24 protein-coding genes are annotated in these 25,026 nt (G+C 30.1%); 11 read left to right on the top strand and 13 right to left on the bottom strand.

Translation table 11 applies throughout. The features are described from left to right. Positions 1 to 27: 27 nt before the first annotated feature. The 6 genes from V7R38_RS00655 to dnaK form a co-directional block, all read right to left on the bottom strand. A complete protein-coding gene (locus V7R38_RS00655) occupies positions 28 to 2,184 on the bottom strand; it encodes a TonB-dependent receptor (protein ID WP_334055626.1) in 2,157 nt (718 codons plus the stop codon). 454 nt (positions 2,185 to 2,638) lie between these two features. Next, the gene (locus V7R38_RS00650; protein ID WP_334055625.1) at positions 2,639 to 2,944 is read right to left on the bottom strand and encodes a hypothetical protein; all 306 of its coding nucleotides are present in this window, start codon (positions 2,942 to 2,944) and stop codon (positions 2,639 to 2,641) included. A 2-nt stretch (positions 2,945 to 2,946) separates the two neighbouring features. Further along, positions 2,947 to 4,230 (bottom strand): NAD(P)/FAD-dependent oxidoreductase, encoded by a 1,284-nt coding sequence (locus V7R38_RS00645; RefSeq protein ID WP_334055624.1) that lies wholly within the window; start codon positions 4,228 to 4,230, stop codon positions 2,947 to 2,949. 101 nt (positions 4,231 to 4,331) lie between these two features. Then, entirely contained in the window at positions 4,332 to 4,865 is a 534-nt protein-coding gene (locus V7R38_RS00640; protein ID WP_334055623.1) for a hypothetical protein, read from the bottom strand. After that, on the bottom strand, positions 4,866 to 5,753 hold the full coding sequence (locus tag V7R38_RS00635) for a metallophosphoesterase (RefSeq protein WP_334055622.1): 888 nt from the start codon (positions 5,751 to 5,753) through the stop codon (positions 4,866 to 4,868). Between the two features lie 110 nt (positions 5,754 to 5,863). Next, positions 5,864 to 7,768 (bottom strand): molecular chaperone DnaK, encoded by a 1,905-nt coding sequence (gene dnaK / locus V7R38_RS00630; protein ID WP_334055621.1) that lies wholly within the window; start codon positions 7,766 to 7,768, stop codon positions 5,864 to 5,866. A 247-nt stretch (positions 7,769 to 8,015) separates the two neighbouring features. On the opposite strand from dnaK, the gene V7R38_RS00625 reads away from it, so the two are divergent. Then, the gene (locus V7R38_RS00625; RefSeq protein ID WP_015482289.1) at positions 8,016 to 8,357 is read left to right on the top strand and encodes a DUF2853 family protein; all 342 of its coding nucleotides are present in this window, start codon (positions 8,016 to 8,018) and stop codon (positions 8,355 to 8,357) included. An 89-nt stretch (positions 8,358 to 8,446) separates the two neighbouring features. Further along, positions 8,447 to 9,871 (top strand): L-serine ammonia-lyase, encoded by a 1,425-nt coding sequence (locus tag V7R38_RS00620; protein ID WP_334055620.1) that lies wholly within the window; start codon positions 8,447 to 8,449, stop codon positions 9,869 to 9,871. Between the two features lie 105 nt (positions 9,872 to 9,976). Here V7R38_RS00620 and V7R38_RS00615 read toward each other — a convergent pair whose 3' ends face one another. Further along, the gene (locus V7R38_RS00615) at positions 9,977 to 10,708 is read right to left on the bottom strand and encodes a bacteriorhodopsin-like (RefSeq protein ID WP_015482291.1); all 732 of its coding nucleotides are present in this window, start codon (positions 10,706 to 10,708) and stop codon (positions 9,977 to 9,979) included. An 88-nt stretch (positions 10,709 to 10,796) separates the two neighbouring features. On the opposite strand from V7R38_RS00615, the gene V7R38_RS00610 reads away from it, so the two are divergent. Further along, positions 10,797 to 11,681: a Brp/Blh family beta-carotene 15,15'-dioxygenase gene (locus V7R38_RS00610; protein ID WP_334055619.1), complete on the top strand. Its 885-nt coding sequence runs from the start codon at positions 10,797 to 10,799 to the stop codon at positions 11,679 to 11,681. On the opposite strand, the gene yaaA is transcribed toward V7R38_RS00610, so the two are convergent. After that, a complete protein-coding gene (yaaA, locus tag V7R38_RS00605; RefSeq protein ID WP_334055618.1) occupies positions 11,678 to 12,436 on the bottom strand; it encodes a peroxide stress protein YaaA in 759 nt (252 codons plus the stop codon). The genes V7R38_RS00610 and yaaA overlap by 4 nt on opposite strands. Before the next feature lie 146 nt (positions 12,437 to 12,582). Between yaaA and V7R38_RS00600 the strand changes: the two genes are divergently transcribed. The 4 genes from V7R38_RS00600 (at position 12,583) to V7R38_RS00585 (ending at position 15,192) form a co-directional block, all read left to right on the top strand. Beyond that, a complete protein-coding gene (locus V7R38_RS00600; protein ID WP_334055617.1) occupies positions 12,583 to 13,698 on the top strand; it encodes a DUF2914 domain-containing protein in 1,116 nt (371 codons plus the stop codon). A gap of 64 nt (positions 13,699 to 13,762) precedes the next feature. Continuing rightward, positions 13,763 to 14,089 (top strand): ArsR/SmtB family transcription factor, encoded by a 327-nt coding sequence (locus V7R38_RS00595; protein WP_015482295.1) that lies wholly within the window; start codon positions 13,763 to 13,765, stop codon positions 14,087 to 14,089. A gap of 18 nt (positions 14,090 to 14,107) precedes the next feature. Continuing rightward, entirely contained in the window at positions 14,108 to 14,713 is a 606-nt protein-coding gene (locus V7R38_RS00590; protein WP_015482296.1) for an arsenate-mycothiol transferase ArsC, read from the top strand. Positions 14,714 to 14,724: 11 nt separating this feature from the next. Next, complete coding sequence (locus tag V7R38_RS00585; RefSeq protein WP_334055616.1) at positions 14,725 to 15,192, top strand: DUF6428 family protein; 468 nt, start codon at positions 14,725 to 14,727, stop codon at positions 15,190 to 15,192. Between the two features lie 71 nt (positions 15,193 to 15,263). Here V7R38_RS00585 and V7R38_RS00580 read toward each other — a convergent pair whose 3' ends face one another. Both V7R38_RS00580 and V7R38_RS00575 read right to left on the bottom strand, forming a co-directional pair. Next, positions 15,264 to 16,301, bottom strand: a complete 1,038-nt coding sequence (locus V7R38_RS00580; RefSeq protein ID WP_334055615.1) for an RluA family pseudouridine synthase — start codon at positions 16,299 to 16,301, stop codon at positions 15,264 to 15,266. A 28-nt stretch (positions 16,302 to 16,329) separates the two neighbouring features. Further along, entirely contained in the window at positions 16,330 to 16,884 is a 555-nt protein-coding gene (locus tag V7R38_RS00575; protein ID WP_015482299.1) for a PASTA domain-containing protein, read from the bottom strand. Positions 16,885 to 16,977: 93 nt separating this feature from the next. On the opposite strand from V7R38_RS00575, the gene V7R38_RS00570 reads away from it, so the two are divergent. Genes V7R38_RS00570 through V7R38_RS00555 form a run of 4 tightly spaced genes read left to right on the top strand, consistent with a single transcriptional unit; the run spans position 16,978 to position 21,282 of the window. Further along, positions 16,978 to 17,952 carry a D-alanine--D-alanine ligase gene (locus V7R38_RS00570; protein ID WP_334055614.1) on the top strand — a complete coding sequence of 325 codons (975 nt, stop codon included), beginning with the start codon at positions 16,978 to 16,980 and terminating at the stop codon, positions 17,950 to 17,952. Between the two features lie 4 nt (positions 17,953 to 17,956). Next, on the top strand, positions 17,957 to 18,415 hold the full coding sequence (coaD, locus tag V7R38_RS00565) for a pantetheine-phosphate adenylyltransferase (RefSeq protein ID WP_015482301.1): 459 nt from the start codon (positions 17,957 to 17,959) through the stop codon (positions 18,413 to 18,415). A gap of 3 nt (positions 18,416 to 18,418) precedes the next feature. Continuing rightward, the gene (locus tag V7R38_RS00560) at positions 18,419 to 20,176 is read left to right on the top strand and encodes a M14 family metallopeptidase (protein WP_334055613.1); all 1,758 of its coding nucleotides are present in this window, start codon (positions 18,419 to 18,421) and stop codon (positions 20,174 to 20,176) included. 2 nt (positions 20,177 to 20,178) lie between these two features. After that, the gene (locus V7R38_RS00555) at positions 20,179 to 21,282 is read left to right on the top strand and encodes a lactonase family protein (RefSeq protein ID WP_334055612.1); all 1,104 of its coding nucleotides are present in this window, start codon (positions 20,179 to 20,181) and stop codon (positions 21,280 to 21,282) included. Here V7R38_RS00555 and V7R38_RS00550 read toward each other — a convergent pair whose 3' ends face one another. The 3 genes from V7R38_RS00550 to V7R38_RS00540 all read right to left on the bottom strand — a co-directional run bounded on the left by V7R38_RS00550 (position 21,283) and on the right by V7R38_RS00540 (position 25,025). Continuing rightward, positions 21,283 to 22,347 (bottom strand): T9SS type A sorting domain-containing protein, encoded by a 1,065-nt coding sequence (locus V7R38_RS00550; RefSeq protein ID WP_334055611.1) that lies wholly within the window; start codon positions 22,345 to 22,347, stop codon positions 21,283 to 21,285. It abuts the gene before it with no gap. Between the two features lie 372 nt (positions 22,348 to 22,719). Continuing rightward, the gene (locus tag V7R38_RS00545) at positions 22,720 to 24,381 is read right to left on the bottom strand and encodes a SulP family inorganic anion transporter (RefSeq protein WP_334055610.1); all 1,662 of its coding nucleotides are present in this window, start codon (positions 24,379 to 24,381) and stop codon (positions 22,720 to 22,722) included. Between the two features lie 47 nt (positions 24,382 to 24,428). After that, positions 24,429 to 25,025 (bottom strand): NUDIX hydrolase, encoded by a 597-nt coding sequence (locus tag V7R38_RS00540; protein ID WP_334055609.1) that lies wholly within the window; start codon positions 25,023 to 25,025, stop codon positions 24,429 to 24,431. Between the last annotated feature and the right edge of the window lies 1 nt (position 25,026).

Below are 25,026 nucleotides of genomic sequence, written 5' to 3'. Positions count from 1 at the left end.
TAAATTTAAACAGATGAATTGTAAATTTTATAAATTATCTAATTGATTTGATTTGTTATCGTCACTAATTGTCCAGAAAAAACCAATAAAGAAAAATCGATCTGCATTTGGCAAAATGGCTTGCCTATCAAAGTTTCCATTTATATCTGCTGTGTTTTTGTAATTATAACCAAATACATTTTTAGTGCCTAAAACATTGTTTACAGAAAGATATAATATTTTCTGAGTATCTATTAAATAAGCCCAATTTAAACTAACAGAATTGTAATTTTTGGTTTTATTATTTAAAAAACCTGCTTCATTTGGGTTGGTATAAGTTCTACCAGATGCAAAATTATAGGTAATGCCAACTTGACTTTTCCAATCCTCTATCCAATGTTTTGCAACAAAGGAAAAGTTATGTTGAGATGCAAAGTTAGGTGTCGCTTTTATGGGGTAATTTCTATACTCTCTTTCAGTATCTAAAAATGAATAAGATACCCAATAATCTGTATTTTTAATTTTTTGATTTTGTCTCCAAAATACATCAATACCTTTGGCATAACCATTTCCATTATTATTAAAGTTGGTGTTAAAATTGGGCATGTTTGTGTCGAATTTTATTAAATCTTTATAATTCTTAAGATAGGCTTCAACTCTAAAAATCTGATTTTTTTTAGTATGCTGATAATTTGCAATTAAATGAGAGGTGTTTTCTGATGAAAATTCTTGAGAAAACTTTAGATAATCATTTTTTGGATTTTGATAAAACATTCCATAAGCCAATGAAAATTGCGAATTCTTACTTGCCTTTAATGATAAAGACATTCGTGGGGCAATCGTAAATTCATTTAAAACATTTGTGTATTCACCTCTAACACCTATTTGCGCTGCTAAGTTTTTCGAAAAGAAAATATCTGTTTCAGCAAAACTTGCAAAAATGGATTTGTTAAATCCGTAATTAAATTCTGGTTGATTTGTAGGAGTGTAACTTTCATCAAAATTGGTAATAAAATACTCAGAACCAAAACTTACTCTAAATCTGCTTGTAAATTGCTTTCTTAACTTTACTTTAAAATGAGCCGAATTTTCATTGCTATTAATAACATCATCAAATATTTTAATTGTAGAATTGTCGTTAGTAAAACTTAATCCTCCTTGTATTCTCCAATTATTACCAATCTTATTTTTGTAAGAACTATTTATATAAACGTTTCTATTTTCTAAGCCAAAACGAAATCCGTCATCAAAATTGATGTCCTCTTGAATAATATCTAAATCAGAATAACTATAAGCACCATAAATTTTAAGCATAGAATCATCTTTAAAACTATGTCTGTACACCATTTCTCCATTTAAAGATTGTACTGGTTTTAGCCATTCGTTTCTATCAGGAAAAGCTTCTAAATAGGGTGCTAAATTTATGTAAGAAGCATTTACACTTAACGAATTGTTTTCCCAAATTTGAGTATTTCCAACACCTAAACCTAAGGTCATAAAAGAGATGTCTGTTTTTTCCTGGTCTGGTTTATCTATAGTAGTTAAGTCTAGAACACTAGACAACGCTTGGCCATATTCAGCAGAATAGCCTCCTGTAGAAAAGGTAATTCCTTGAAACAAAAAAGGTGAGTAACGTCCACGAGTTGGAGTGTTATTGGGTGTAGGACTGTATGGAGTAAATACGCGAATACCATCTATAAAAATCTGAGTTTCTTCAGCTTCTCCACCTCTTACAAACAAGCGTCCATCTTCATCTACAGTTGAGGTTCCAGGTAGGGTTTGTATGGCACCAAAAACATCTCCTAATGCACTAGCTGTAGTTACAATATCTAATGGTTTTAAAACAGTTACTTTGGCTTTTTCCCCAGCTTTAAAAGTACCAGCATTAATGGTAACTGCATCTAAAGAATTTACATCATCTTTAAGTTTTATGGTTAGATTTTGTAATAAGCTAACTTCTGCAGTTTTGGTAAAGGTTTCAAAAGAAATAAAGGATACAACAATAGTTTGTGATTTATTTTCTTCGGTTTTGAAGGTAAATATTCCTTTTTCGTCAGTAGAAGTACCATCATAAGTGCCATCTAAATAAACACTTGCCCCGAATATTGGGTTACCTTTGCTGTCTAAAACTTTACCTGAAATGGTAGTTTGTGAATAGATAGATAATGAATAAAATAGGATAAGTAGATATAAAAATCGTTTCATGCTTTTGGTTTTTGATAGTACAAAAGTGAATCGATTTTAAAAGATAAAATAATTAGAAATACTGAGTTGTTATTTTTGATTGACGAATTGTAATTACGCTTTACTAGGTTTGTTTTGTAGTAAATAAAAAACTAAACCACCAAAAAAATAGAGCAATACATCTATAGGGTCTGAGGTATAACGAACTAGTTGATTGGGTAATAGGTACTCAAATATAAAAGCATAAAGTGCGGAAACATATAAAATGATTGGTAGCTTTAAAACAAAGTTAGCATCATTTCTAGACCATCTTAAAAATAGCAAACACACATAGAGCACTATTGGTATGATAAGGAAATCATTAAGATAATTATTTAATAATCTTGGTAGCGATAATTTTAAAGATTGAAAAATATAGACACTTGTGCCTAGAGTTAAAGATAAAATACAAAAAATACTTAGCCTTAAATTCATATTAACCAGCAGCAACCATTGTTATTAACCAAGCTAAACCAGCACCAATTGCACTTACCACAGTAACAACAGAATAAATAAGCCAACCAATAATTCTATAAAATAAATTATTGCTTTTTTTCAAACGCTCTGCAAGGTTCGGATTTTCTAATTCTTCAATTGCTTCATCTATTTGTTCTTGCTTAACTTCTGCAGCCTTTATTTCTCTCTTTTTTTCATGAGATATGAGTGTATTACAGTTTTTGCAATACTCTCTATTGGTATTAAATACGCCACAATTTGGACATTTTACAATTCTAGTGCTCATAGTTAAACAATATTTTTCTTTTTAAAAGGACGAATTATGAGGCGTGTTTCTCTATCAAATCGAACGTAATTATACACCCAGTTTAAAAATACAATGGCTTTGTTTCTAAAGCCAATTAATGAAAATAAGTGAACAAACATCCATACAAACCAAGCGAAAACCCCTTGAAATTTCCATTTTGGCAAGTCTACTACAGCTTTATTTCTTCCTATTGTAGCCATAGATCCTTTATCATTATAAACAAAAGCTTTTGTTTTTTTATGAAACAATTTTGCAATAATATTTTTGGCAACAAGTTTACCTTGCTGAATAGCTGGTTGAGCCATCATTGGGTGCCCAAAAGGATTTTTTTCTGATTTCATACAAGCAACATCACCAATTGCGTAAATGTTATCATAGTTTTCAACTTGATTAAACTCGTTTACTTTATACCTTTCAGCTCTTTCAATAATACAGCTAGAGTTTAATCCGTTAACAATTTCACCTTTTACACCTGCAGCCCAAATTACGGTTTCAGCTCTAAAATGGTCTTCGCCATTTGTGGTTACAATTTTACCATCATAATTTAAAACACGAAGATTTTTCCAAACATTAACACCTAAACCAATCAAGAAATCTTCGGCTTTTTCAGAAGCTTCAGCACTCATACCCTTTAAAATTTCAGCAGAACTTTGTATGAGGTTTATTTGCATTTTTCTAATATCTAAATCTGGGTAATCTTTAGGTAAAATTCCCTTTTTCATTTCAGCTAAAGCACCAGCCAATTCTACTCCTGTTGGCCCTCCACCAACAATTACAAAATTCATTAAGGCATTGCGTTCTTCTAAATTATCGGTTAGTAATGCTTCTTCAAAATTTTCTAAAACCAAACTTCTAATGTCTAAAGCCTGTGGTACAGACTTCATTTCCATGGTGTTTTTTTGGATGTTTTTGTTCCCAAAAAAATTTGTTGTAGAACCAGTAGCAATGATTAATTCGTCGTAATCTAAATTTCCAATAGAAGTTTCTATGATTTTTTTATCAGGATGAATTTCTACAACCTCAGCCAATCTAAAAAAGAAATTTTTTACATCATTAAACCTTTTTCTAAGCGGAAAAGCAATAGAATCTGGCTCTAAACCACCTGTTGCTACTTGATATAATAATGGTTGAAATGTATGATAGTTATGTTTGTCTACCAAAACAACTTGCAATTCTTGATTCTCTAACCCTTTTGCAGCAGCTAAACCTGCAAAACCTCCACCAATAATTACAACTCTTGGAAAACTTGACTGTGGTAAATTCATATCAATTTTTAATAAATCTAACACAAATTTACTGAAAAGAAAAGTGAATTATAATTCCTTCTAAGATTATCTTTAAAATGATAATTATATTGTTGAAACGATTATTTAAAGCTAGATTTAATTTGCACTAAGCTTTTATTGGTAGTTATAAATTCATCTACAATTTTGCGCTTTAAAATTGACGATTTTTCATTGTAATAGGCTGTCCAGTTATCATTTTTAAGTAAATGATTTATTTGTTTTACTTTTTTTTGCGCTTTACAATAAGAAAATAACGCTTCTATTGTTGAAGAGTTTTTAGGTTTTATTTCTGCAGAATTGTTAGTGTAATCAACTGAAATTGTAAAAAGTTTTTGGTTCGATAAAATAGGGTAGAAGTCTACCCAATTTGCATAGCCAATTACTTCAAGTTGATTTTTATAAGATTGTTTAGAAATTAATTTCCACCTGCAATTGGCTACTTTTCCCCAATGATTAGATTTTCTAAAAACACCTTCTTCTGTATAGTAATATTTACTTTCAGATTTGCTTTTAAAGAATTTGTTGTCGGGAAAATTAAAATCATCTACTTCTTTAAATTCGCAAAAGGTGTGTTTAAAAAAGTTAGTTGAATTGTAGGTTTTTAAGTTCGACATTTATTTAATTACTAATTTGCGAGAAGGTTCACGCTCATAACCTTGAATAAAAATGGTGTCTTTTGTAAACTTGGCTTTTGCAAAGGCTGAGGTGTTTTCTGTATCAACCATACCTTTAAAAGTTAGATAATGAATGTTGTTTACCTTTTCGTAAGCACCTGCATGATTATGACCATTAAAGAAGAATTTTACATTTTTATAAGGTTTTATAACTTGTAAGAATTGTTCTCTATTCCAAATATTATGCTGATCTATTGGATAAATAGGAAAGTGGCAATAAAAGCCCACATTTTGGTTTTTTGCTTTGGCTTCTTCTAATTCAGTTTTCACCCAATTTAATTGAGCCTTACTTAAGCCACCATTGTATTTTTTGACATAAGGTAGGTTTTTATCTTTTAGAAGATTATAGAGAGAATCCGTTTGTTGCTTCTTAGTTTTAGTTGTTGTGCCATAAAAGCTTAAATCATTTCCATCTAAGACAATAAACCTCCAATCATTTTTTGAAAAACTGTAGTATCTGTTTTTTAAATCTAGCTTAGAAATAATTTTTTCTTTATTAGTTTCACCAACATCAAAATCATGATTTCCTAAAACATGATAAGTATTAGATTTTAAATTGTGCCAAGTTGGTAAAATACTATCCAAACTAGCCATTTTTTGATCTATAAAATCACCCAAGTGAATGGTATAATTTAAAGAATCTTTATTTAGTTCTGCAACAGCGTCTTTTAGTCTTTGAGGAGATTTCTTGTAATAACGATCCCATTTAATTTCGCAATCACAATATTGACAATCAGCAATAATACCAATTTTAAAATCGGTTGTTTTATGAGTTGAGCAAGAGGTTATCAATACTAATATTGATAAAAAGAACAGTATGTTTTTCATGAGATCAAAAATATATAAAATGATTAGTTTATAAATAAAAAACGCAATCAACTTAATGATTGCGTTTAACATTTATATAGACTCTAAATGATTACATTTAGAAGGACTGCCTATTTTACTTCTTCAAAATCTACATCCTCTACATTATCTCCTTGATCTGCACTTGCATCTGGCTGACCTTGAGCTTGAGCTCCTTCAGCTCCTGCAGCACCACCTTGAGCAGCATACATTTCTTCAGAGGCAACTTTCCAAGCTTCATTAATCTTTTCCATTGCAGCATCAATCTGTGCAAGATCTTTAGATTCATGAGCAGCTTTTAATTCAACTAAAGCAGCTTCAATTGGGTCTTTTTTATCCGCAGATAATTTATCACCAAATTCTTTTAATTGCTTTTCTGTTTGAAAAATCATAGAATCTGCAGCATTAATTTTTTCAGCAGTTTCTTTTGCAGCTTTATCAGCATCAGCATTTGCTTCTGCTTCTTGTCTCATCTTTTCAATTTCTTCTTCAGATAATCCTGATGAAGCTTCGATCCTAATTTCGTGAGACTTGTTAGTTCCTTTATCTAAAGCAGATACTTTAATAATACCATTTGCATCAATATCGAAAGTTACTTCAATTTGAGGTACACCTCTTTGTGCTGGTGGTAAACCATCTAAGTGAAAACGACCAATTGTATTATTATCTGCAGCCATTGCTCTTTCTCCTTGTAGAACGTGAATTTCTACAGAAGGTTGATTATCTACAGCCGTAGAAAATACTTGAGATTTTTTAGTTGGAATGGTTGTGTTTGCATCAATTAATTTTGTGAAAACATTACCCATTGTTTCAATACCTAAAGATAAAGGTGTAACATCTAATAATAATACATCTTTTACATCTCCAGATAAAACTCCACCTTGAATAGCAGCTCCTAAAGATACAACCTCATCTGGGTTAACTCCTTTACTTGGTGCTTTTCCAAAGAATTTTTCTACAGCTTCTTGAATAGCTGGTATTCTTGTAGAACCACCTACTAAAATAATTTCATCTATTTCAGAAGTTGATAAATCAGCATTTTTTAATGCAGTTTTACATGGCTCGATAGTTCTTTTTACTAAATCATCTATTAATTGCTCAAATTTAGATCTAGACAAAGTTCTTACTAAGTGTTTTGGTCCGCTAGCTGTAGCAGTAACATATGGTAAGTTAATTTCTGTAGAAGAAGAACTAGATAACTCAATCTTAGCTTTTTCTGCAGCTTCTTTTAAACGTTGTAAAGCCATTGGGTCTTTACGTAAGTCCATATTTTCATCTGCTTCAAACTCATCTGCTAACCAGTTAATGATTTTTTCATCAACATCATCACCACCTAAATGTGTATCACCATCAGTAGCTAATACTTCAAATACTCCATCTCCTAACTCTAAGATAGATACATCATGTGTACCACCTCCAAAGTCAAAAACAACAATTTTCTTATCGTCATTTGCTTTATCCATACCATAAGCTAATGCTGCTGCAGTTGGCTCATTGATAATTCTTTCTACTTTTAAACCAGCAATTTCACCAGCTTCTTTAGTAGCTTGTCTTTGTGCATCGTTAAAATATGCAGGTACTGTAATTACAGCTTGAGTAACATCTGCACCTAAATAATCTTCTGCAGTTTTTTTCATTTTCTGTAATACCATTGCAGAAATTTCTTGAGGTGTATATAAACGACCATCAATATCTACTCTTGGTGTATCATTATCTCCCTTAACAACTTTGTAAGGTACTCTTTGAACTTCTTTAGAAGACTCAGAGAATTTGTTACCCATAAAACGTTTAATAGAATAAACAGTTTTAGTTGGGTTTGTTACTGCTTGTCTTTTAGCAGGGTCACCAATCTTACGTTCTCCACCTTCAACAAAGGCAACAATAGATGGTGTAGTTCTTTTTCCTTCAGCATTAGGAATTACAACTGGCTCATTACCTTCCATAACAGAAACACATGAGTTGGTAGTTCCTAAATCTATTCCTATAATTTTACTCATAATTTTTATTTATATTAAATTTTATTTTTCAATTTTACAGTTACTATTAGTCAAAGGCTATGCCAACTGGTTTTTGATAAGAAAATGTCAGTTTTTTAAGTTTTGCCATTTAAAAATTATGACAAGATGACATAAATGCACATTTTTTGATGCTCTAAAAAAGTGTTTCCTTTTCTGTTTTTAATTTCCTATATTTGGATAATACAATAAGAATTAAATCTTTAAACCAATAAATTAATTAGACACCATGAGTAAATTTGACGAAAAAGTTGCTTTGTACAAAAAATTTATGGACGATAGAAATCTACGTTCAAATACAGAATTATTAGCTGCTGTAACTAAAGGATTAGGTCCATCAATATATAAAGCAGATGCAGAAACAGTATCTGGTTCTGATGCAAAAGAGTTGGCAACTGTAAAAAATAATTTTTTAATTAAAAAGTTAGGTTTAGCAGATAGTGCTGAGTTAGATGCTGGTATAGAGGAAGTAATGGAAAGAATAGGTAAATCTGAAAGAAAAAAATATAGAGCAGTTGTTTATTATATGCTTGTTAAAAAGTTCGATAAAGAATCTGTTTACGGAATGTAACTAAAATACATTTTAATAAATTCAAAAAAATCCAGCTCATTGAGTTGGATTTTTTACATTTACACCAGAATTTATTTAAATTTTTAGGAATGTCTCAATTTATCAGCGTTTTTGATATGCTAAAGATTGGTGTTGGCCCATCAAGTTCTCATACATTAGGCCCTTGGAGAGCAGCACAAACTTGGATTCAAAAAGTAAAAGAAAATAAACAATTCGATCTTTTTGATGAGCTGAAAGTAGATTTATATGGTTCACTTTCATTAACAGGTAAAGGCCATGCAACAGACTTGGCCATTCTTCTCGGTTTAAGTGAAGCAGACCCAGAGTATATACCTATAGAAGATGTTTTTATTATTGTAGAAAGAATAAATACACAAGAAGAAATTCTTTTTAAAGGTGGCAAACGCATTACGTTTTCTAAAAACTCCATAAAATTTAATAGAGAATTTTTACCCTTTCATGCCAATGGAATGACTTTTAGAGGATTTGCAAATGGTAAAGAAATTTCTACAGAAACCTATTATTCTATTGGAGGTGGTTTTATTGTACAAGAAAATGACAATCTTGAAGATGAAATAGAAATCAACAAAAAGAACTTTCCTTATCCTGTAAATAGAGCAATACAAATAGAAGAATATTGTGAAAGAGACAATATCCATATTTCAGATATAGTTTTAAAGAATGAATTAGAGTTAAAATCGGCCAAAGAAATAGATTTTGAATTAAATCGTATTTGGGAAACGATGTTAGAATGTATGTACATTGGTTGTCATACAGAAGGAAGATTACCAGGAGGACTTAATGTGAAAAGACGTGCTTTTGACACGCATCAAAAATTAATAAAGGAAGCGAAATATTCGAATCCTACAGAATGGATTTCAGCCATTAGAGGTTCTGAAGTTAAATTTAGAGAAATTTTAAAATGGGTTAGTTGCTTTGCCTTATCTGTAAATGAGGTAAATGCATCTTTAGGTCGAGTAGTAACTGCACCAACTAATGGTAGTGCAGGTGTTATTCCAGCTGTACTGATGTATTATTTAGTTATCGAAAATCACGCAGCCGATTTTGAACATATTAAAAAATTCTTATTAGTTGCAGGAGAAATAGGAAGTATCTTTAAAAAGAACGCAACAATATCTGCAGCAATGGGTGGTTGTCAAGCAGAAATCGGAGTTTCATCTGCAATGGCTGCAGCAGCTTTAACTGAATTGTTAGGAGGAACCCCAGCACAATGTTTATCAGCAGCAGAAATTGCAATGGAGCATCATTTGGGTTTAACTTGTGATCCTATAGCAGGTTTAGTACAAGTGCCTTGTATAGAAAGAAACTCTATGGGTGCAATAAAGGCTATTCACGCTGCAGAAATTGCTTTAGAAACAGATCCTAAAGATTCATTGGTCCATTTAGATAAGGTAATAGACACCATGTGGGAAACTGCAAAAGACATGAATAAAAACTACAAAGAAACCTCAGAAGGAGGTTTAGCTGTTACAGTAAGAATGGCAGATTGTTAAATACGATTTATTTTTAATCTTATTTTTAAAAAAAAGCCCAAAAACTTTGTGAAGTTTTTGGGCTTATAAATAATATTGTTTTTAATTTATTCGGATAACAAACTATTATTTCTTTATTTCGTCTGAACTTTGAACAGCTAAATTATAAATAACCAATCCAAAACCAATTTTGTTAATGGCATCTCCAATATTGTAAATAACATCTAAGTTCCATCCTCCAAAAATACTTTCGTACCAACCTGGAGTTCCAGCCATATATCCAATTGGGTAAATTGCCCAACCAACTAAAACGAACCAACATAGAGTTTTGTGCGCTTTTAATACAGAACCACCAGCAGCTACTGCTAATTTTTTAGCTTTACCTAACCAAATATCATAAACAATTACAAAATATGCAATACCAGAAACTAATCCCCAGAACCAAGCTTGCTCTCTAAATAGTACTTCTCCCATATATCCAGTAACTAACATTACTACAGATAAGAAGATTAATCGCCACATTAAAGACTTCTTTGCCCCTGCAACTTTTAATATTAAAAAGAACTCAACACACATTAATGGTACTGTTAAAACCCAGTCAACATATCTAAAGAATGTTGGTGATTCTGCATTTGCAGCCCAATAATCTCTCATATACCAATAGTGCACTGCTGCAATAAAAGTAATTAAACCAGACACTAAAATTGATGTCCTCCATTTTTTATCAAAACTACTCATTGATAAAAAGAAAAATACTGAAGCAGCCATCATTGCCATGCAGCCTACAAAGAATGTAAAACCTACATAATCATCTGGTGCCATTTTTGCTACAGCTAAAAAATTTGTAATTAAACTCATGATATAATAAATTAAGTTAGTAAATAATGTTTAGCTTTTTTACCAAAAGCTTAAACAAAAATACAAAATAAAATAATACATTTGTAAAATGGATATGGATATTTTAAAAAATTATCAAAATTTTAAGATTTATTTTACATTTTTCTTGATTTGGATTAGTATTCAATTTGGTGACATTGTTGAGGATTATATTGGTTATGTATTAGTAATATCAATAGGAATTCTTCACGGAGCAAATGATTTATTGATCTTATCAATTAGACAAAAAGTTAAAATTCTTGATAAGGAAAATTTAATAACCTATTTGGGTATTGTCTTTATTTGTTTTCTACTCTTTTATATTCAGCCATTTTTTTCAATTTGTCTTTTTATTTTAATTAGTTCTTATCATTTTGGTGAAGAACATTTTAGCAGAAATATTAGTGTAAATTGGTGGTTTGATATATTTTATTATTCAACTTACGGACTCCTTCTTTTTGCAATACTTTTCACATTCGCTTTAGACAATGTTAAAGAGATCATGGTTGAGTTAACAGGTAATTATTTTAACAATAATGAAGTTACTATCACCTTAATTACAAGCGGAGTTTTTTTTTTATTATTAAATGTATTTTTAATAATAAAGAAGAAGATAAATTTATCAAATTTTTTAAAGGAGCTTTTTTACCTTGCTTTAATAGCGGTAGTATTTAATACGTCTTCTTTAATTTTAGGATTTGCAATTTATTTTATTTTGTGGCATTCTATTCCTTCAATTTTGGGACAAATTGAATTTATTTCTGGAGATTTTAACAAAAAAAATATAATATTTTACTTAAAAAAAGGAGCTATATTTTGGGGTTTTAGTATCCTTGGTCTTTTACTTTTGTATGTTATTTTTATAGATGTAGAAATACTAAATTCGCTTATTTTTATGATACTTTTTGCAGTAACAGCCCCCCATATTTGGGTTATGAATAAGATGAAAAATTAACGTGTAAACACAATTTCATGTTCTGATGACATCGCTTCAGAAAAACGATAATTCTCTACATCAAAGTTTTTAAGTTCTTCAATCGTTTTAACATTATGGTCTATAATATAACGTACCATTAAGCCTCTTGCTTTCTTAGCATAAGTCATGATTGTTTTATATTGCCCATTTTTAAAATCTTTAAAAACAGGGGTAACCATTGGTACTTTCAATACCTTTTTAGGAATCACTTTAAAGTATTCTGAGCTGGCTAAGTTTATTAGTAATTCATCATCTTGCAACTCTTCATTTAATGCTTTTGCTACAGTGTCATCCCAAAACTTATAAAGATTGTCTTTTCTACCTACTTTTAATTTTGTTCCCATTTCTAAACGATAAGGCTGAATTAAATCTAAAGGTTTTAATAAGCCATATAACCCAGACAAGATTCTTAAATTCTCTTGTAAAAGTGGTAATTTTTCTTCTGGTAAAGTGGTTACATCAATTCCTTGAAAAACAGCGCCAGTAAACGCATAAATTGCTTGTTTTGCATTATCTGTAGTAAATGGCGTTTGCCATTCTTGATTTCTCTCATAATTTAAAGAAGCTAAATCATTAGAAATAGACATTAAACTAGAAAGTTTGTTTTTTGATAATGTTTTTAGTTTTTTATTCAACTTTTCAGATTGCTCTAAAAATTGTGGTTGTGTGTGTAAACTAGTTTCAACTTTACTCTCAAAATCCAAAGATTTTGCAGGCGATATTATAATTTTCATATATAATTAGAATTAAATAGAAAGGGCTACTTTTATAAATGGAAAGATACAAACGATTCAAAAAATAGTTGATGATTACACTTGAATTATATTGATATTTGTATTGAAATAATTTATACTATTTAAGGTTAAATAGTTTTTTGTTAATGAAAAAGATATATTTAAAATACAAGGAAAGCAAGTTGTATAAATACGTAAGAACACATAAAAAATATGCTCCTCTCTTATTTTTTATAGCTGGTTTTACATGGGATTCTTTAACCTTGGGTAGAATAGACAGAATGTATGATTTGGTTGTACTTTCATCTCATATGGTTTTGCTAACACTCTCTCTTTATTTATATAACTTATCAGAAAACGAAAAACCTTTGCTGAAAATTACGGCTAAATATGCCGTTTATTTGCCATTGGCTATTCAGTTTTTTTTAGGAGGATTATCTAGTGCCTACGTAATTTATTTTGCCAGAAGTGTTTCTTTATCTAAAACTGCTGTATTCTTCTTTTTATTACTACTCTTATTTATTGCGAATGAATTTTTAAGAAAAAGAATATCGAATAAGTATTTACAATTTGGATTTTACTTTTTCGTAAATTTTATATTTCTAAGTTGTTTTATACCTATTATTTTAAAAAAAATGAATTCCGAAATATTTTATTTATCAGGATTTATAAGTTTAGTGTTTACACTAGTTTTAGTGTATTTGGTGTACAAATCAAGTCAAACTGCAAGAGTAGAAATAGTAAGATATAAAATGATAACGCTCATTTTAAGTATTTACTTTTTAATTAATACCTGTTATTATTTTAAATTAATTCCACCTGTGCCATTGGCATTAGATAAAGGACTAATTGCTTATGATATAAAAATTAAAAACGATAAATATTTGGTGACTTATGAAATAGATGATTGGTTCTATTTTTGGAGAGATCATAAAACCGATTTTAATAAATCTAAAAGAGAGCCTGTTTATGTTTTTACATCAGTTTTTGCACCAACAGATTTAGAGAAAAAAATATTTCATAGATGGATGTGGTTTAATAAAACTGCAGATGATTGGCAAGTGATGGATGAAATTGGTTTTAATATTACAGGGGGCAGAGACAATGGGTATAGAGGTTACAGTTATAAAAATAATGTTCTAGATGGTAAGTGGAAAGTAGAGGTGGTTACCGAAGAAAATCTAGTATTAGGTGTTGTAGATTTTAATATTAATCTTCAAAAAAATAATGATAACTCTAAATTAGTGACTAAAGAGTTTTAAAAAATAGAGGTGAAATTTATCATTTTAAATTAATTAATCGTAATATTGCAATATATAAATAATCATGGGTTTAACTAAGACAGAAATATTTACAGAACAGCAAAATAGAATTGCTACAATAGCTAAAGTACTAGGTCATCCTGCAAGAATAGCCATTTTAGAATTTTTAATAAAATTAGAAAGTTGTGTTTGTGGAGACCTTGTAAAAGATATTGGTTTAGCACAACCAACAATTTCGCAACACCTAAAAGAACTTAAAAAAGTAGGTTTAATTAAAGGTACTATAGAGGGTACCAGCGTTTGCTATTGTATTCATGAGGAAAACTGGGAAGAAATTAGTGTTTTATTAGGCGCATTTTTAAATAAAAAATCAAAAGGCACTTGCTGCTAACCAATCAAATTATAAAAAATGAATGCTCAAATTGAAAATGTAATCCAAAACCTAAATACTGATACTCTATCATCAGAAAGAAAAGCCGTTTTACAACCTCTAATTGATTTTATATCAGAAAAGAAATCAGAGAACAAACCAATTCGAATCAATTTTATTTGTACTCACAATTCTAGACGAAGTCATTTAGGGCAAATCTGGGCGCAAACTATGGCAAACTATTTTACGATAGATAATGTTACTACATATTCAGGAGGAACAGAAACTACTGCCATGTTTCCAAAAGTGGGTGAAACTTTAGTAAATCAAGGGTTTAAGTTGCAGAAATTGTCTGAAACAGAAAATCCTGTATACGCTATTCAGTTTGATGATAATTCACATCCTGTAATTGCTTTTTCTAAAAAATATAGTGATGATTTTAATCCTTCATCTGAGTTTGCTGCAATAATGACTTGTTCACATGCAGATGGAAATTGCCCATTTATTGCTGGTGCAGAAAAGAGAATTCCTATAACTTATGAAGATCCGAAATTGTTTGACAATACAGATCAGCAGGATGAAAAATATGCTGAAAGAAGTTTGCAAATTGCAACAGAAATGAAATATGTTTTTTCTAACATTTAAAATATTTTGTCATGAAACTATCAGAAATTAAAACACATTTAAAACAATTAAAAACAATTGGTTTTCAATTACCAAATGGTGAATTGGTAGCTCCTCATTTCCACGTAACCGAAGTTGGTAGAGTTAAAAAAGACTTTATAGATTGTGGAGGAAAAGTAAGAAGCGAAGCTGTAATTAATTTTCAATTATGGGAAGAGCAAGATTATGATCATAGATTACATCCAGATAAATTATTAAATATTATCGAACTTTCTGAAAAGATTTTTGAATTTGATGATTTAGAAATCGAAGTAGAATATCAAGGTAAAGATACTATTGGCAAATATAATTTAGATTTTGATGGGACTAACTTTTTACTAACTTCTAAATTAACGGCTTGTTTAGCATTAGATGCCTGTGGTATTCCTGCAGAAAAGCCAAGAATTAAAATATCTGATTTACAGAACAATTCCTGTGCTCCAGGCTCTGGTTGTTGTTAAGAAAATATGCGTCAAATATAAAAATCCATTCTATTTTTAGAATGGATTTTATATTTATAACAAAAAGAAAATTACTCAATTTCCTCTTTAGAATGTTCACTGTATGTTCTCCACTTTTCTAAACATTCACTAATATCATCAGGAATTTCAGAATTGAACCTCAAAAATTCTCCAGTTGTTGGGTGTGTAAAGCCCAATGTTTTGGCATGCAAGGCTTGTCTTGGTAAAACTTTAAAACAGTTTTGAACAAATTGCTTGTATTTTGTAAACGTTGTACCTTTTAAAATTTCATCTCCTCCATATCTTTCATCATTAAATAATGTATGACCAATATGCTTAAAATGCGCTCTAATTTGATGTGTTCTTCCAGTTTCTAACTTACATTGCACTAAAGTTACATAGGTTAAGCGCTCCAAAACCTTAAAGTGAGTTACTGCATGCTTGCCAAAATCTCCATCAGGAAAAACAGCCATTTGTAAACGGTTTTTTAAGCTTCTGCCAATATTACCCTCAATTCTACCTTCATCTTCTTCAATATTTCCCCAAACTAAAGCATAATACAAACGCTCTGTAGTTCTGTCAAAAAATTGTTTCGATAAATGAGCCATTGCAAATTCAGTTTTTGCAACAACTAATAACCCACTAGTATCTTTGTCTATTCTGTGCACCAAACCAGGTCTTTCATTAGAATTGGTTGGTAAATTTTCTATATGATGAATTAAACCATTTACTAAAGTTCCAGAATAATTCCCATGCCCTGGATGCACAACCATACCTGCAGGTTTATTAACCACAATTACAGCATCATCTTCATAAATAATATTTAAAGGAATATCTTCTGCAACCAACAAGTTTTCTGCAGGAGGATAAGCCAAAACTACACGAACAACATCTTTTGGCTTCACCTTATGATTTGATTTTACAGCAATATCATTCACCAAAACATTACCTGCTTTTGCAGCCTGTTGCACCTTATTACGAGTAGCATTTTCAATAAAATTCATTAAAAATTTATCTACTCTTAAAGGCTCTTGACCATCTGCTGCAACAAATTTATAATGTTCGTATAAATCGTCGTTTTCTGATTCTAAATTTTGGTTTTCTTCCAAATCTCTTTTAATTATCTATCTTAATAATCTATCTATTTCCATCACCTAAAACCAACTCAATTAAAGAGTTTTTTGGCAATTTATCATTCGGATTTATAATTTTACCATTATGTCTTAATCCTCTAACCACATCTTTACCAATATCTTTTACGTAGGTGTATTCTGTACCTACAACAAAACCAATTGCTCGTAGTTCAGAAATTGCCTGTCTTTTGGTTCTTCCATTTAAATCAGGAATGGTAATATCTCTGTATTTAGAAGGATTTAACGTTAAGTATATTTTTCTATTTTCTTTTACAAAATCACCTCCTGAAGGGCTTTGTTCAATTACCGATCTTTTTGGATATTCAGGGTTATAACTAGCACTATCAATTACCTTGTAATCTAAATTTAGCTCATTTAACTTTCTTTCAGCTTCACTGATTGTCATTTTATGCAAATCTGGAACTTGAATTTTTTGATCGTGATTTGTAGTTACATTCAACCAAAATTTAAGGATAAAAAAAAGCAATACAAAACTAACGATAGCAATTGCTAATTGTTTAAAAAACGATTTACTTTTAAGAAACTGAAAAATACCCATAGAATGTTTTTTGATTGGTGCACAAATATATAAAATCTAAACGTTGCAGTTTCTATTTATATTTTGATAAATTTGTTTAAATAATAGAATTTGATGAAAAAAAATATTGCCATAATTATGGGTGGTTATTCATCTGAAGCAGATATTTCCATAAAAAGCGGGAATGTTGTATTTCAAAATTTAGATACAAATAAATACAATGTTTTTAGAGTACATATTTTAAAAGATAAATGGGTAGTTTTAGATGAATCTAATGCAGAATACCAGATTAATAAAGATGACTTTTCTTGCGTTATAAATCAGAATCACATAAAATTTGATTGTGTGTTTAATGCAATACATGGTAATCCTGGCGAAAATGGAATGATTTTAAGCTACTTAGAATTGCTTAACATTCCTCATACATCAGCTCCTTTTTATCAAATGGCGCTCACGTTTAACAAAAGAGATACCTTAAGTGTTGTAAAAGAATATGGTATTAAAACTGCAAAATCTATCTATTTAAATAAGGGTGATGTTATTAATACCAAAGAAATAAAAGATAAAGTTGGCTTACCTTGTTTTATAAAACCTAACAATGCAGGTTCTAGTTATGGTATATCTAAGGCATATTCAGAAGAAGAGATTTTTCATGGAATTATAAAGGCGTATAATGAGGATTCAGCTATTTTAATTGAATCATTTTTAGAGGGTACAGAGGTTTCAGTAGGTGTTATTGAGTATGAAAATGAAATAAAAGTTTTACCTATTACTGAAATAGTTTCTGAAAATGATTTCTTTGATTACGAAGCTAAATATGAAGGTAAATCAAAAGAAATTACACCTGCAAGAATTACAGAACAACAACAAAAAACGGTAGAAGACGTAGCCCAAAATGTGTATAAATGTTTAAATATGTCTGGTTTTTCTAGAGCAGAATATATCTTTGTTAATAATGAGCCATATTTCTTAGAAATAAATACAGTGCCAGGTTTAACCGAAGAAAGTATATTGCCTCAACAAGCTAAAGAGGCTGGCATTTCTTTAGCACAACTTTTTGATAACGCTATTCAGATGGCATTAAATTAAAATTATGAAAAAAGCAGTTTTTCCAGGTTCTTTTGATCCTATAACACTTGGTCATTTTGATATTATTGAAAGGGGTGTAAAACTTTTTGATGAGCTAATTATTGCTATTGGTATAAATGCCGATAAAAAATACATGTTCAGTTTAGAAGAGCGTAAAAGTTTTATTGAAGAGACATTTAAGAATGAACCAAAAATTAAAGTAGTTACCTATCAAGGTTTAACAGTAAACTTTTGTAAAGAACAAAATGCCGAATTTATCTTAAGAGGATTAAGAAATCCTGCTGATTTTGAGTTTGAAAAAGCCATAGCACACACTAATAGAAAATTATCGGAAATAGAAACTGTATTCTTACTAACTTCTTCAGGTAAGAGTTATATATCATCATCTATTGTAAGAGATGTTATCAGAAATAATGGAGATTATACAGGTTTAGTTCCTGATGCAGTTAGAGTTAAAAAATAATTTATGAATAAATTTTTACTGAAAACCCTATTGGTTTCTGCCTTTATTTTTATTGTTTCTTGCAATAAATCAACTAAAGAAACTACAGATTTTACCACACTTTTCGAAAAATCTAAAGGTACAGAAACACCAGAGTACAAAGATGTAATTGCGTATTATACCAATTTAGCAGATGCTTACGAACAAATTTCATTGTTCAGTTTTGGACAAACAGATTCTGGAGGACCATTGCATTTAGTAGTTTATGATAGAAATGGAATTTATAATGTTGATGAAATTAAAAGTTCATCAAAAAATAGAATTTTAATTAATAATGGAATTCATCCTGGAGAATCAGATGGCATTGATGCTTCTATGATGTTGTTAAGAGATATTGTTCAAAACGATTCTTTACAGAAAAAGTATCAAAATTCTATCATTTGTGTAATCCCTGTTTATAATGTAGGTGGTTCTTTAAATAGAAATTCGCACACTAGAGCCAATCAAAATGGACCTGTAGAATATGGTTTTAGAGGAAATGCTAGAAACTACGATTTAAATCGTGATTTTATTAAGCAAGACACAAAAAATGCTGCAGCTTTCGCTGAAATTTTTCACACGGTAAATCCAGATGTTTTTATAGATAATCATGTTAGTAATGGTGCAGACTATCAATATGCAATAACGCATTTATTTACGCAGCACAATAAATTAGGGGGTAGTTTAGGTTCTTTTTTACAGAATGAAATGAGGCCTGGTTTAGAACAATCACTGGCACAAAAAGATATTATCATAACACCTTATGTAAATGTTTGGGGCAATACTCCAGAAGTTGGTTTTTCTCAGTTTTTTGATTCACCTAGATATTCTACAGGTTATACAACCCTGTTTAATACTTTAGGATTAATGGTAGAAACACACATGCTAAAACCTTATAAAATTAGAGTGGAGCAAACGTATGAATTACTATTTTCTGCTTTTGATTTTACAGAAGAGAATTCAGCTAAAATTAAGGAGTTAAGAGCAAAAGCAACCGAAGAAATTTTAACAAAAAAAACATATCCTATTCAATATGCTGTAGATAGAGAAAAATACAGAACTTTAAAGTTTAAAGGATATGAAGGTAGTTATATAGAAAGTAAAGTTACCATTGGCAAAAGATTGTTTTATGACAAAAACAAGCCATTTGAAAAAGACACCAAGTATTTTGATGAATTTAAAGTAACCAAAGAAATAGAAATTCCTGTTGCTTATATTTTACCTAAAGGATGGCATGACATTGTTGCTAGACTAGATAATAATTTAATTGAATATACTAGGTTTAGTAAGGACACTACAATTTCAGTAACCGTAAATCATGTAAAAGATTTTAAATCTAGAAATGCGCCCTATGAAGGGCATTATTTACATTACAATACAGAAGTTTTTAGTTCATCAGAAGAAGTTACCTTTAAAAAAGGAGATTTATACATACCAACCAATCAAAATGGAGTGCGTTATTTGCTGGAAACTATGGAGGCTGAAGCTACAGATTCATTCTTCAATTGGAATTTCTTTGATACAGTTTTACAAAAAAAAGAGGGCTATTCTGCTTATGTTTTTGAAGATGTTGCAGAACAAATTTTAAAAGACAATGAATTTTTGAAAAATGAGTTTGAAAATAAGTTAAAAGAGGATAAGGATTTTGAGAAAAGCCCTAGAAAACAGTTGGATTTTATTTACAAAAATTCTCCTTATTACGAAAAAGCGCATTTAATGTTACCTGTATTCAAAGTTTATTAATTATGAAAAAAATAGTGCTGTTCGCTTTAATATTAGTTTGTATAAATTGTAAAACTACCAATATAGAATCTTCAGAATTAACCACCTTTTTTGTGGGTACATATACTTCAGGAGAAAGTGAGGGTATTTATAAATATGCCATTAACAAAGATGGAATTTTACAAAAAATAGGTTTAGCTACAGAAACCAACAATCCATCTTATTTGGCAAAATCTAATGATGGTAAAACCTTAGTTTCAGTAGATGAAACAGATGATGAAGGTACAGGTTTTGTAAAATCATATCGTATTGAAAACGATTCATTAATTTATTTAAGTACTTCAAAAACAGGTGGTGCACATCCTTGTTTTATAACTATAAATTCAGATAATGAAGTTCTTGTAGCTAATTATACAGGTGGTAATATTGCAGCTTATAAAATTGATAATCAAAATGGATTAACTAATTTGTTGGCAGTACAACAACATTTTGGCAAAGGAACCACTGCAAGACAAGAAGCACCTCATGCACATTCAGCATATTTTCATCCTTCTAGGAATGAAATTATTACTGCAGATTTAGGAACCAATGAATTGTGGTTTTCTACCTACAATGACTCCGAAAAATCCTTTGAATTTACAAAACAGGAAAAAATTAAAATGGCAGATGGAGCAGGTCCAAGGCATATTGCTTTTCATCCAAGCAAAAATTGGTTTTATACCATAAACGAACTGAACAACAAAGTTTCTTTAATTGTAGAAAATGAAAATAAGTATAGTTTAAAAAATACTTTTTCAATATTGCCTGAAGATTTTAAAGGAAATAGCTATGCTGCAGATATTCATATCTCTGCTGATGGTAAATTTTTGTATGCTTCAAATCGTGGACATAATTCAATTGCTATTTTTGAAATTGATCCTCTAAATGGAAATTTACAAATTCTGGATTTTGAGAGTACAAAAGGTAATTGGCCTAGAAATTTTGCTCTTTCTCCAGATGGAGATTTTCTTCTTGTAGCCAATGAAAAATCGAGTAATATAGTTTCATTCAAACGAAATAAAAAGAATGGTAAATTAAGTTTTATTTCTGAAATTAAAGCACCAAACCCAGTTTGTATTTTGTTCTAATTAATGTATTAAAACATTATTTCTGCTTACAACTTTACCTTCTTTCTTAAACATAATAAAGTAATTCCCTTTTGGAAGTGAAGAAATATCTATCTTATTAGAAGTATAGTTTTGCTTTTCTAGAATTGTTTTTCCTAGAGCAGAGTAAATGGTGAATCCATCAAAATTAATGTTACTGTTTTCAATAGTTATAAAATTATCTGAAGGATTTGGGTATATACTGATTGCATTATTTACTAGATTAACATCATTTATAGATAGAGGTGAAGTTTCCTCAATACTAAAGTCGGCAAAAAGAACAGCCTCATCTTTTAAATCTTGCGCATTATTCAAACTTCTATAAATACCCCATTTTGGTCTTGCAAATTCAGCTCCTTCCTGCCAATTGTCTAAGTTAGAGTTTTGGTAGTATAGAATAACAGCATCAGTTGCTGTGTTTTTAATCTCAATTTCGTAGTTGCTATTTGTGCCATAAGTTAAATCAACTGTTATTGATACCCAGTTGCCACGCAACAAATCAAGATCAGCTGTTTTTATGGTATTTTGGTCGTTGGTACTTGTATATCTTAATTCCAATCGATCTGGAGTAGCTTTCCTTGCAGTTAACGTAAAAATAGGGATTGATGCGAAATCACCTCCAACCGATTTTATTTGATGTAAATGGGTAAAATTAGGTGAAACTTGAAAATCAGAACTAATCTTCATTTTCCATTTATAGATGACACGTTCTCCTTCTAAGCCTATTAGATTATCAGGACTTTTATCATAAGATTTAATTTCAGTTCGTTGCCTGTCAAAGGTTTTACACCTATCATTATCTTCTGAAGTATGTGCAAAAAAGCGAAAAACATGCTTGTTTAATTCTGAATCAAAAATTTCATCAATATGTCTTCCAAAGGAGGTGTGACCACAATCTGGAACTTCAACAACATTGTAATTTGGAGCCATAACTGAGTTAATCAACTCATAAGTATTTCCTGCACCATCTGCATTTAAAACCACTTGTGCTTTTAAATTTGGAGTTGTAGCAGTAAAAAGAAGTAGTAAAAAAAGGACTCTAAACATAAATCAATAATTGGTTAACCAATTTGGTTATCCAAATATACTAATTTTTAAATAGAAATAAATATTAATAGGTTATTGGATTCTAGGAAAGTATTGTTTGTAATTTATTGCAAGTTGTAACCAAAAGAATAAATTATTTTAATACATTTCAAGTAAGCAGAGCTTTCAATTTTGAGCTCACAAACTTCCTATTTCTTTTAAAACACTACACTATTTATAAAATTATAGTAGTATAAATTAAAAAATATACTTGAATATTTATAAAATTATACTAGTATATTTTAAATTAACCTTCTGTGTGATTAACTAAAAGAAGCTTTACTAATTATAATTTTGTTACCTTCTTTTAATCAAAAGTTATAAGGTTTAAGTCTAAAACTTGTATTCACTTAAAGGTTTTGGAAACTTCTCAGGATTTGCAGCTAGGTGATACCTTGGGTCGTCAATATTTTCTACAATAACATCTTTAAAAATTGGTGAAGCTTTGTATAATAAAACTTTACAATCTTCACTTAAATGTTTTAAAGTAACCTTTTTATTTAGTGCTTGGTATTTTTCTACTAGAGCAAATATTGCTTCAATTGCTGAATGATCGGATATTCTAGCTTCAACAAAATCTATTTCTACTTGATCTGGATCATTTTTCACATCAAATTTTTCATTAAAAGCAGAAATACTACCAAAGAATAAAGGACCCCAAATTTCATATATTTTAGTTCCATCTTCTTTAAAACGTTTTCTAGCTCTAATTCTTCTTGCATTTTCCCAAGCAAAAACCAAAGCAGAAATAATAACACCTACAAATACTGCAATTGCTAAATCAAAAATTACGGTTACAGCAGATACAGTAATTAAAACAAAAGCATCAGATTTAGGAATCTTCTTAATAATTCTAAAACTAGACCAAGCAAAGGTTTCAATAACCATCATAAACATAACACCTACTAAAGCTGCAATTGGCACTTGCTCTATTAATTTGTCTGTAAATAGTATAAAAGTTAATAAGGTAACAGCCATCATTATTCCAGATAATCTTCCTCTACCACCAGCGTTGATGTTAATAACAGTTTGGCCAATCATTCCACAACCACCTGTTCCACCAAATAAACCACTTACTATATTTCCTGCTCCTTGAGCTACACACTCTTTATTACCATTTCCTCTAGTTTCCGTTAATTCATCAACTAAATTCATTGTCATTAACGATTCAATTAAACCTACAGATGCTGCTAAAACAGCAAAAGGTAAGATAAAAGTTAAGGTGTCTAAATTTAAGGGTAAGTTTTGCCATAGTTCTAAATTCGGAGTTGGAAACTCGCCTTTTAATCCTGTTCCTCCACCTTCTATAATATAAGAACCTACTGTAGAAACTTCCAATCCAGAAAAAACAACGATTAGAGTAGTAATTAAAATAGCAGTTAATGATGCTGGAATTTTTTTAGTAATTTTAGGTAATACCCAAATAATACCCATTGTTAAAGCAACTAAACCAATCATAATATAAAGTTCAGTGCCTTGCATAAATGTGCTTGTATATTCTTTTACACCTTCTGCAGAAACACTTAAAGATTTGTGCGAAAACATTTTTACTTGCGCCCAAAAAATAACGATAGCTAAACCGTTTACAAAGCCCATCATCACTGGGTGAGGAATTAATCGAACAAATTTTCCTAATTTAAAAACTCCTGCTAGAATTTGAATTACACCCATTAAAATTACACAACCCAAAAGGTAGAAGTAACCCATGTTATCTATTGGCGTGTCAAAAAGCATTCCTTTCGTATGCCCTTCAGCAATCATAGAAACAAAAATAACAGCAACAGCACCTGCAGCACCAGAAATTAAACCTGGTCTACCACCAAAAATAGCTGTGATTAAACCTATAATGAATGCTCCAGAAAGTGCTACTAAAGGGTCTATTTGTGCAACAAACGCAAAAGCAACTACTTCAGGAATCATTGCTAAAGAAACAGTGATACCTGCTAAAACATCGTCTTTAACATTTGGGGTAATTTTTTTTATGAATTCTGTCATAACTTATAGGCTTTTAAAAGTCGGCAAATATAGTATGTTTTTTAGATTTAAGCCTGTTTATAAGCATCATAAACCAATTTAATATTGGCATATGTGTTAGAAAGTGCTTCTTTTATTTCTATAGTATTTAAGAAAGTTACTTTTGTAATGCCTTCTTCTACTTGTGGTGTTAAGGGTGATGCATCATTAGAATGCATTAAAAACCAATGTGTTTCTTTAAGTTTTAGGCCTTTATGTTTATAAATGTGATAAGTTGTAGGCAATGGTTTTAAGATAGAAAGATTGGTTATACCACATTCTTCTTCTACTTCTCTAACAGCTGCTAACTCTTTAGATTCCCCTTTTTCTATCCATCCTTTAGGTAAATCCCATGTTCCGTTTCTAAAAATAAATAGCACTGATTGCTGATTATTTACAACTAAACCACCTGCAGCAGGAATTACTTTTAAATTTTTAGTGAATATTTGCCAATCAAGTTCTAAATTTGCACTGACTAAAATGACGCCAAAAATAGTTTCCTCTTCTAATTTAAGAAGTACATCATCAAATTCAAGTTCAGAGAATGAATAAATTGGAAAATTTTTTTCATTTTTTGATGAAGATGTGATAATTATTGGTTTATCATTTACAAAAACTTTATACATT

The organism is Polaribacter sp. P097 (assembly GCF_036864555.1).
Lineage (GTDB): Bacteria > Bacteroidota > Bacteroidia > Flavobacteriales > Flavobacteriaceae > Polaribacter.
Note: the sequence above shows the minus strand (reverse complement) of the source record. Positions and strands in the feature narration are given on the sequence as shown.

What these genes read in the sequence shown, in the direction of transcription:
- V7R38_RS00625 (WP_015482289.1), top strand. Translation starts at nt 8,016, where the DNA reads ATGAGTAAATTTGACGAAAAAGTTGCTTTGTACAAAAAATTTATGGAC.
- V7R38_RS00600 (WP_334055617.1), top strand. Translation starts at nt 12,583, where the DNA reads ATGAAAAAGATATATTTAAAATACAAGGAAAGCAAGTTGTATAAATAC.
- V7R38_RS00645 (WP_334055624.1), bottom strand. Translation starts at nt 4,230, where the DNA reads ATGAATTTACCACAGTCAAGTTTTCCAAGAGTTGTAATTATTGGTGGA.
- V7R38_RS00615 (WP_015482291.1), bottom strand. Translation starts at nt 10,708, where the DNA reads ATGAGTTTAATTACAAATTTTTTAGCTGTAGCAAAAATGGCACCAGAT.
- V7R38_RS00575 (WP_015482299.1), bottom strand. Translation starts at nt 16,884, where the DNA reads ATGGGTATTTTTCAGTTTCTTAAAAGTAAATCGTTTTTTAAACAATTA.
- V7R38_RS00590 (WP_015482296.1), top strand. Translation starts at nt 14,108, where the DNA reads ATGAATGCTCAAATTGAAAATGTAATCCAAAACCTAAATACTGATACT.
- yaaA (WP_334055618.1), bottom strand. Translation starts at nt 12,436, where the DNA reads ATGAAAATTATAATATCGCCTGCAAAATCTTTGGATTTTGAGAGTAAA.
- V7R38_RS00585 (WP_334055616.1), top strand. Translation starts at nt 14,725, where the DNA reads ATGAAACTATCAGAAATTAAAACACATTTAAAACAATTAAAAACAATT.
- V7R38_RS00540 (WP_334055609.1), bottom strand. Translation starts at nt 25,025, where the DNA reads ATGTATAAAGTTTTTGTAAATGATAAACCAATAATTATCACATCTTCA.
- V7R38_RS00635 (WP_334055622.1), bottom strand. Translation starts at nt 5,753, where the DNA reads ATGAAAAACATACTGTTCTTTTTATCAATATTAGTATTGATAACCTCT.
- V7R38_RS00595 (WP_015482295.1), top strand. Translation starts at nt 13,763, where the DNA reads ATGGGTTTAACTAAGACAGAAATATTTACAGAACAGCAAAATAGAATT.
- V7R38_RS00655 (WP_334055626.1), bottom strand. Translation starts at nt 2,184, where the DNA reads ATGAAACGATTTTTATATCTACTTATCCTATTTTATTCATTATCTATC.
- V7R38_RS00550 (WP_334055611.1), bottom strand. Translation starts at nt 22,347, where the DNA reads ATGTTTAGAGTCCTTTTTTTACTACTTCTTTTTACTGCTACAACTCCA.
- V7R38_RS00555 (WP_334055612.1), top strand. Translation starts at nt 20,179, where the DNA reads ATGAAAAAAATAGTGCTGTTCGCTTTAATATTAGTTTGTATAAATTGT.
- V7R38_RS00570 (WP_334055614.1), top strand. Translation starts at nt 16,978, where the DNA reads ATGAAAAAAAATATTGCCATAATTATGGGTGGTTATTCATCTGAAGCA.
- V7R38_RS00640 (WP_334055623.1), bottom strand. Translation starts at nt 4,865, where the DNA reads ATGTCGAACTTAAAAACCTACAATTCAACTAACTTTTTTAAACACACC.
- V7R38_RS00620 (WP_334055620.1), top strand. Translation starts at nt 8,447, where the DNA reads ATGTCTCAATTTATCAGCGTTTTTGATATGCTAAAGATTGGTGTTGGC.
- dnaK (WP_334055621.1), bottom strand. Translation starts at nt 7,768, where the DNA reads ATGAGTAAAATTATAGGAATAGATTTAGGAACTACCAACTCATGTGTT.
- V7R38_RS00650 (WP_334055625.1), bottom strand. Translation starts at nt 2,944, where the DNA reads ATGAGCACTAGAATTGTAAAATGTCCAAATTGTGGCGTATTTAATACC.
- V7R38_RS00610 (WP_334055619.1), top strand. Translation starts at nt 10,797, where the DNA reads ATGGATATGGATATTTTAAAAAATTATCAAAATTTTAAGATTTATTTT.
- V7R38_RS00545 (WP_334055610.1), bottom strand. Translation starts at nt 24,381, where the DNA reads ATGACAGAATTCATAAAAAAAATTACCCCAAATGTTAAAGACGATGTT.
- coaD (WP_015482301.1), top strand. Translation starts at nt 17,957, where the DNA reads ATGAAAAAAGCAGTTTTTCCAGGTTCTTTTGATCCTATAACACTTGGT.
- V7R38_RS00560 (WP_334055613.1), top strand. Translation starts at nt 18,419, where the DNA reads ATGAATAAATTTTTACTGAAAACCCTATTGGTTTCTGCCTTTATTTTT.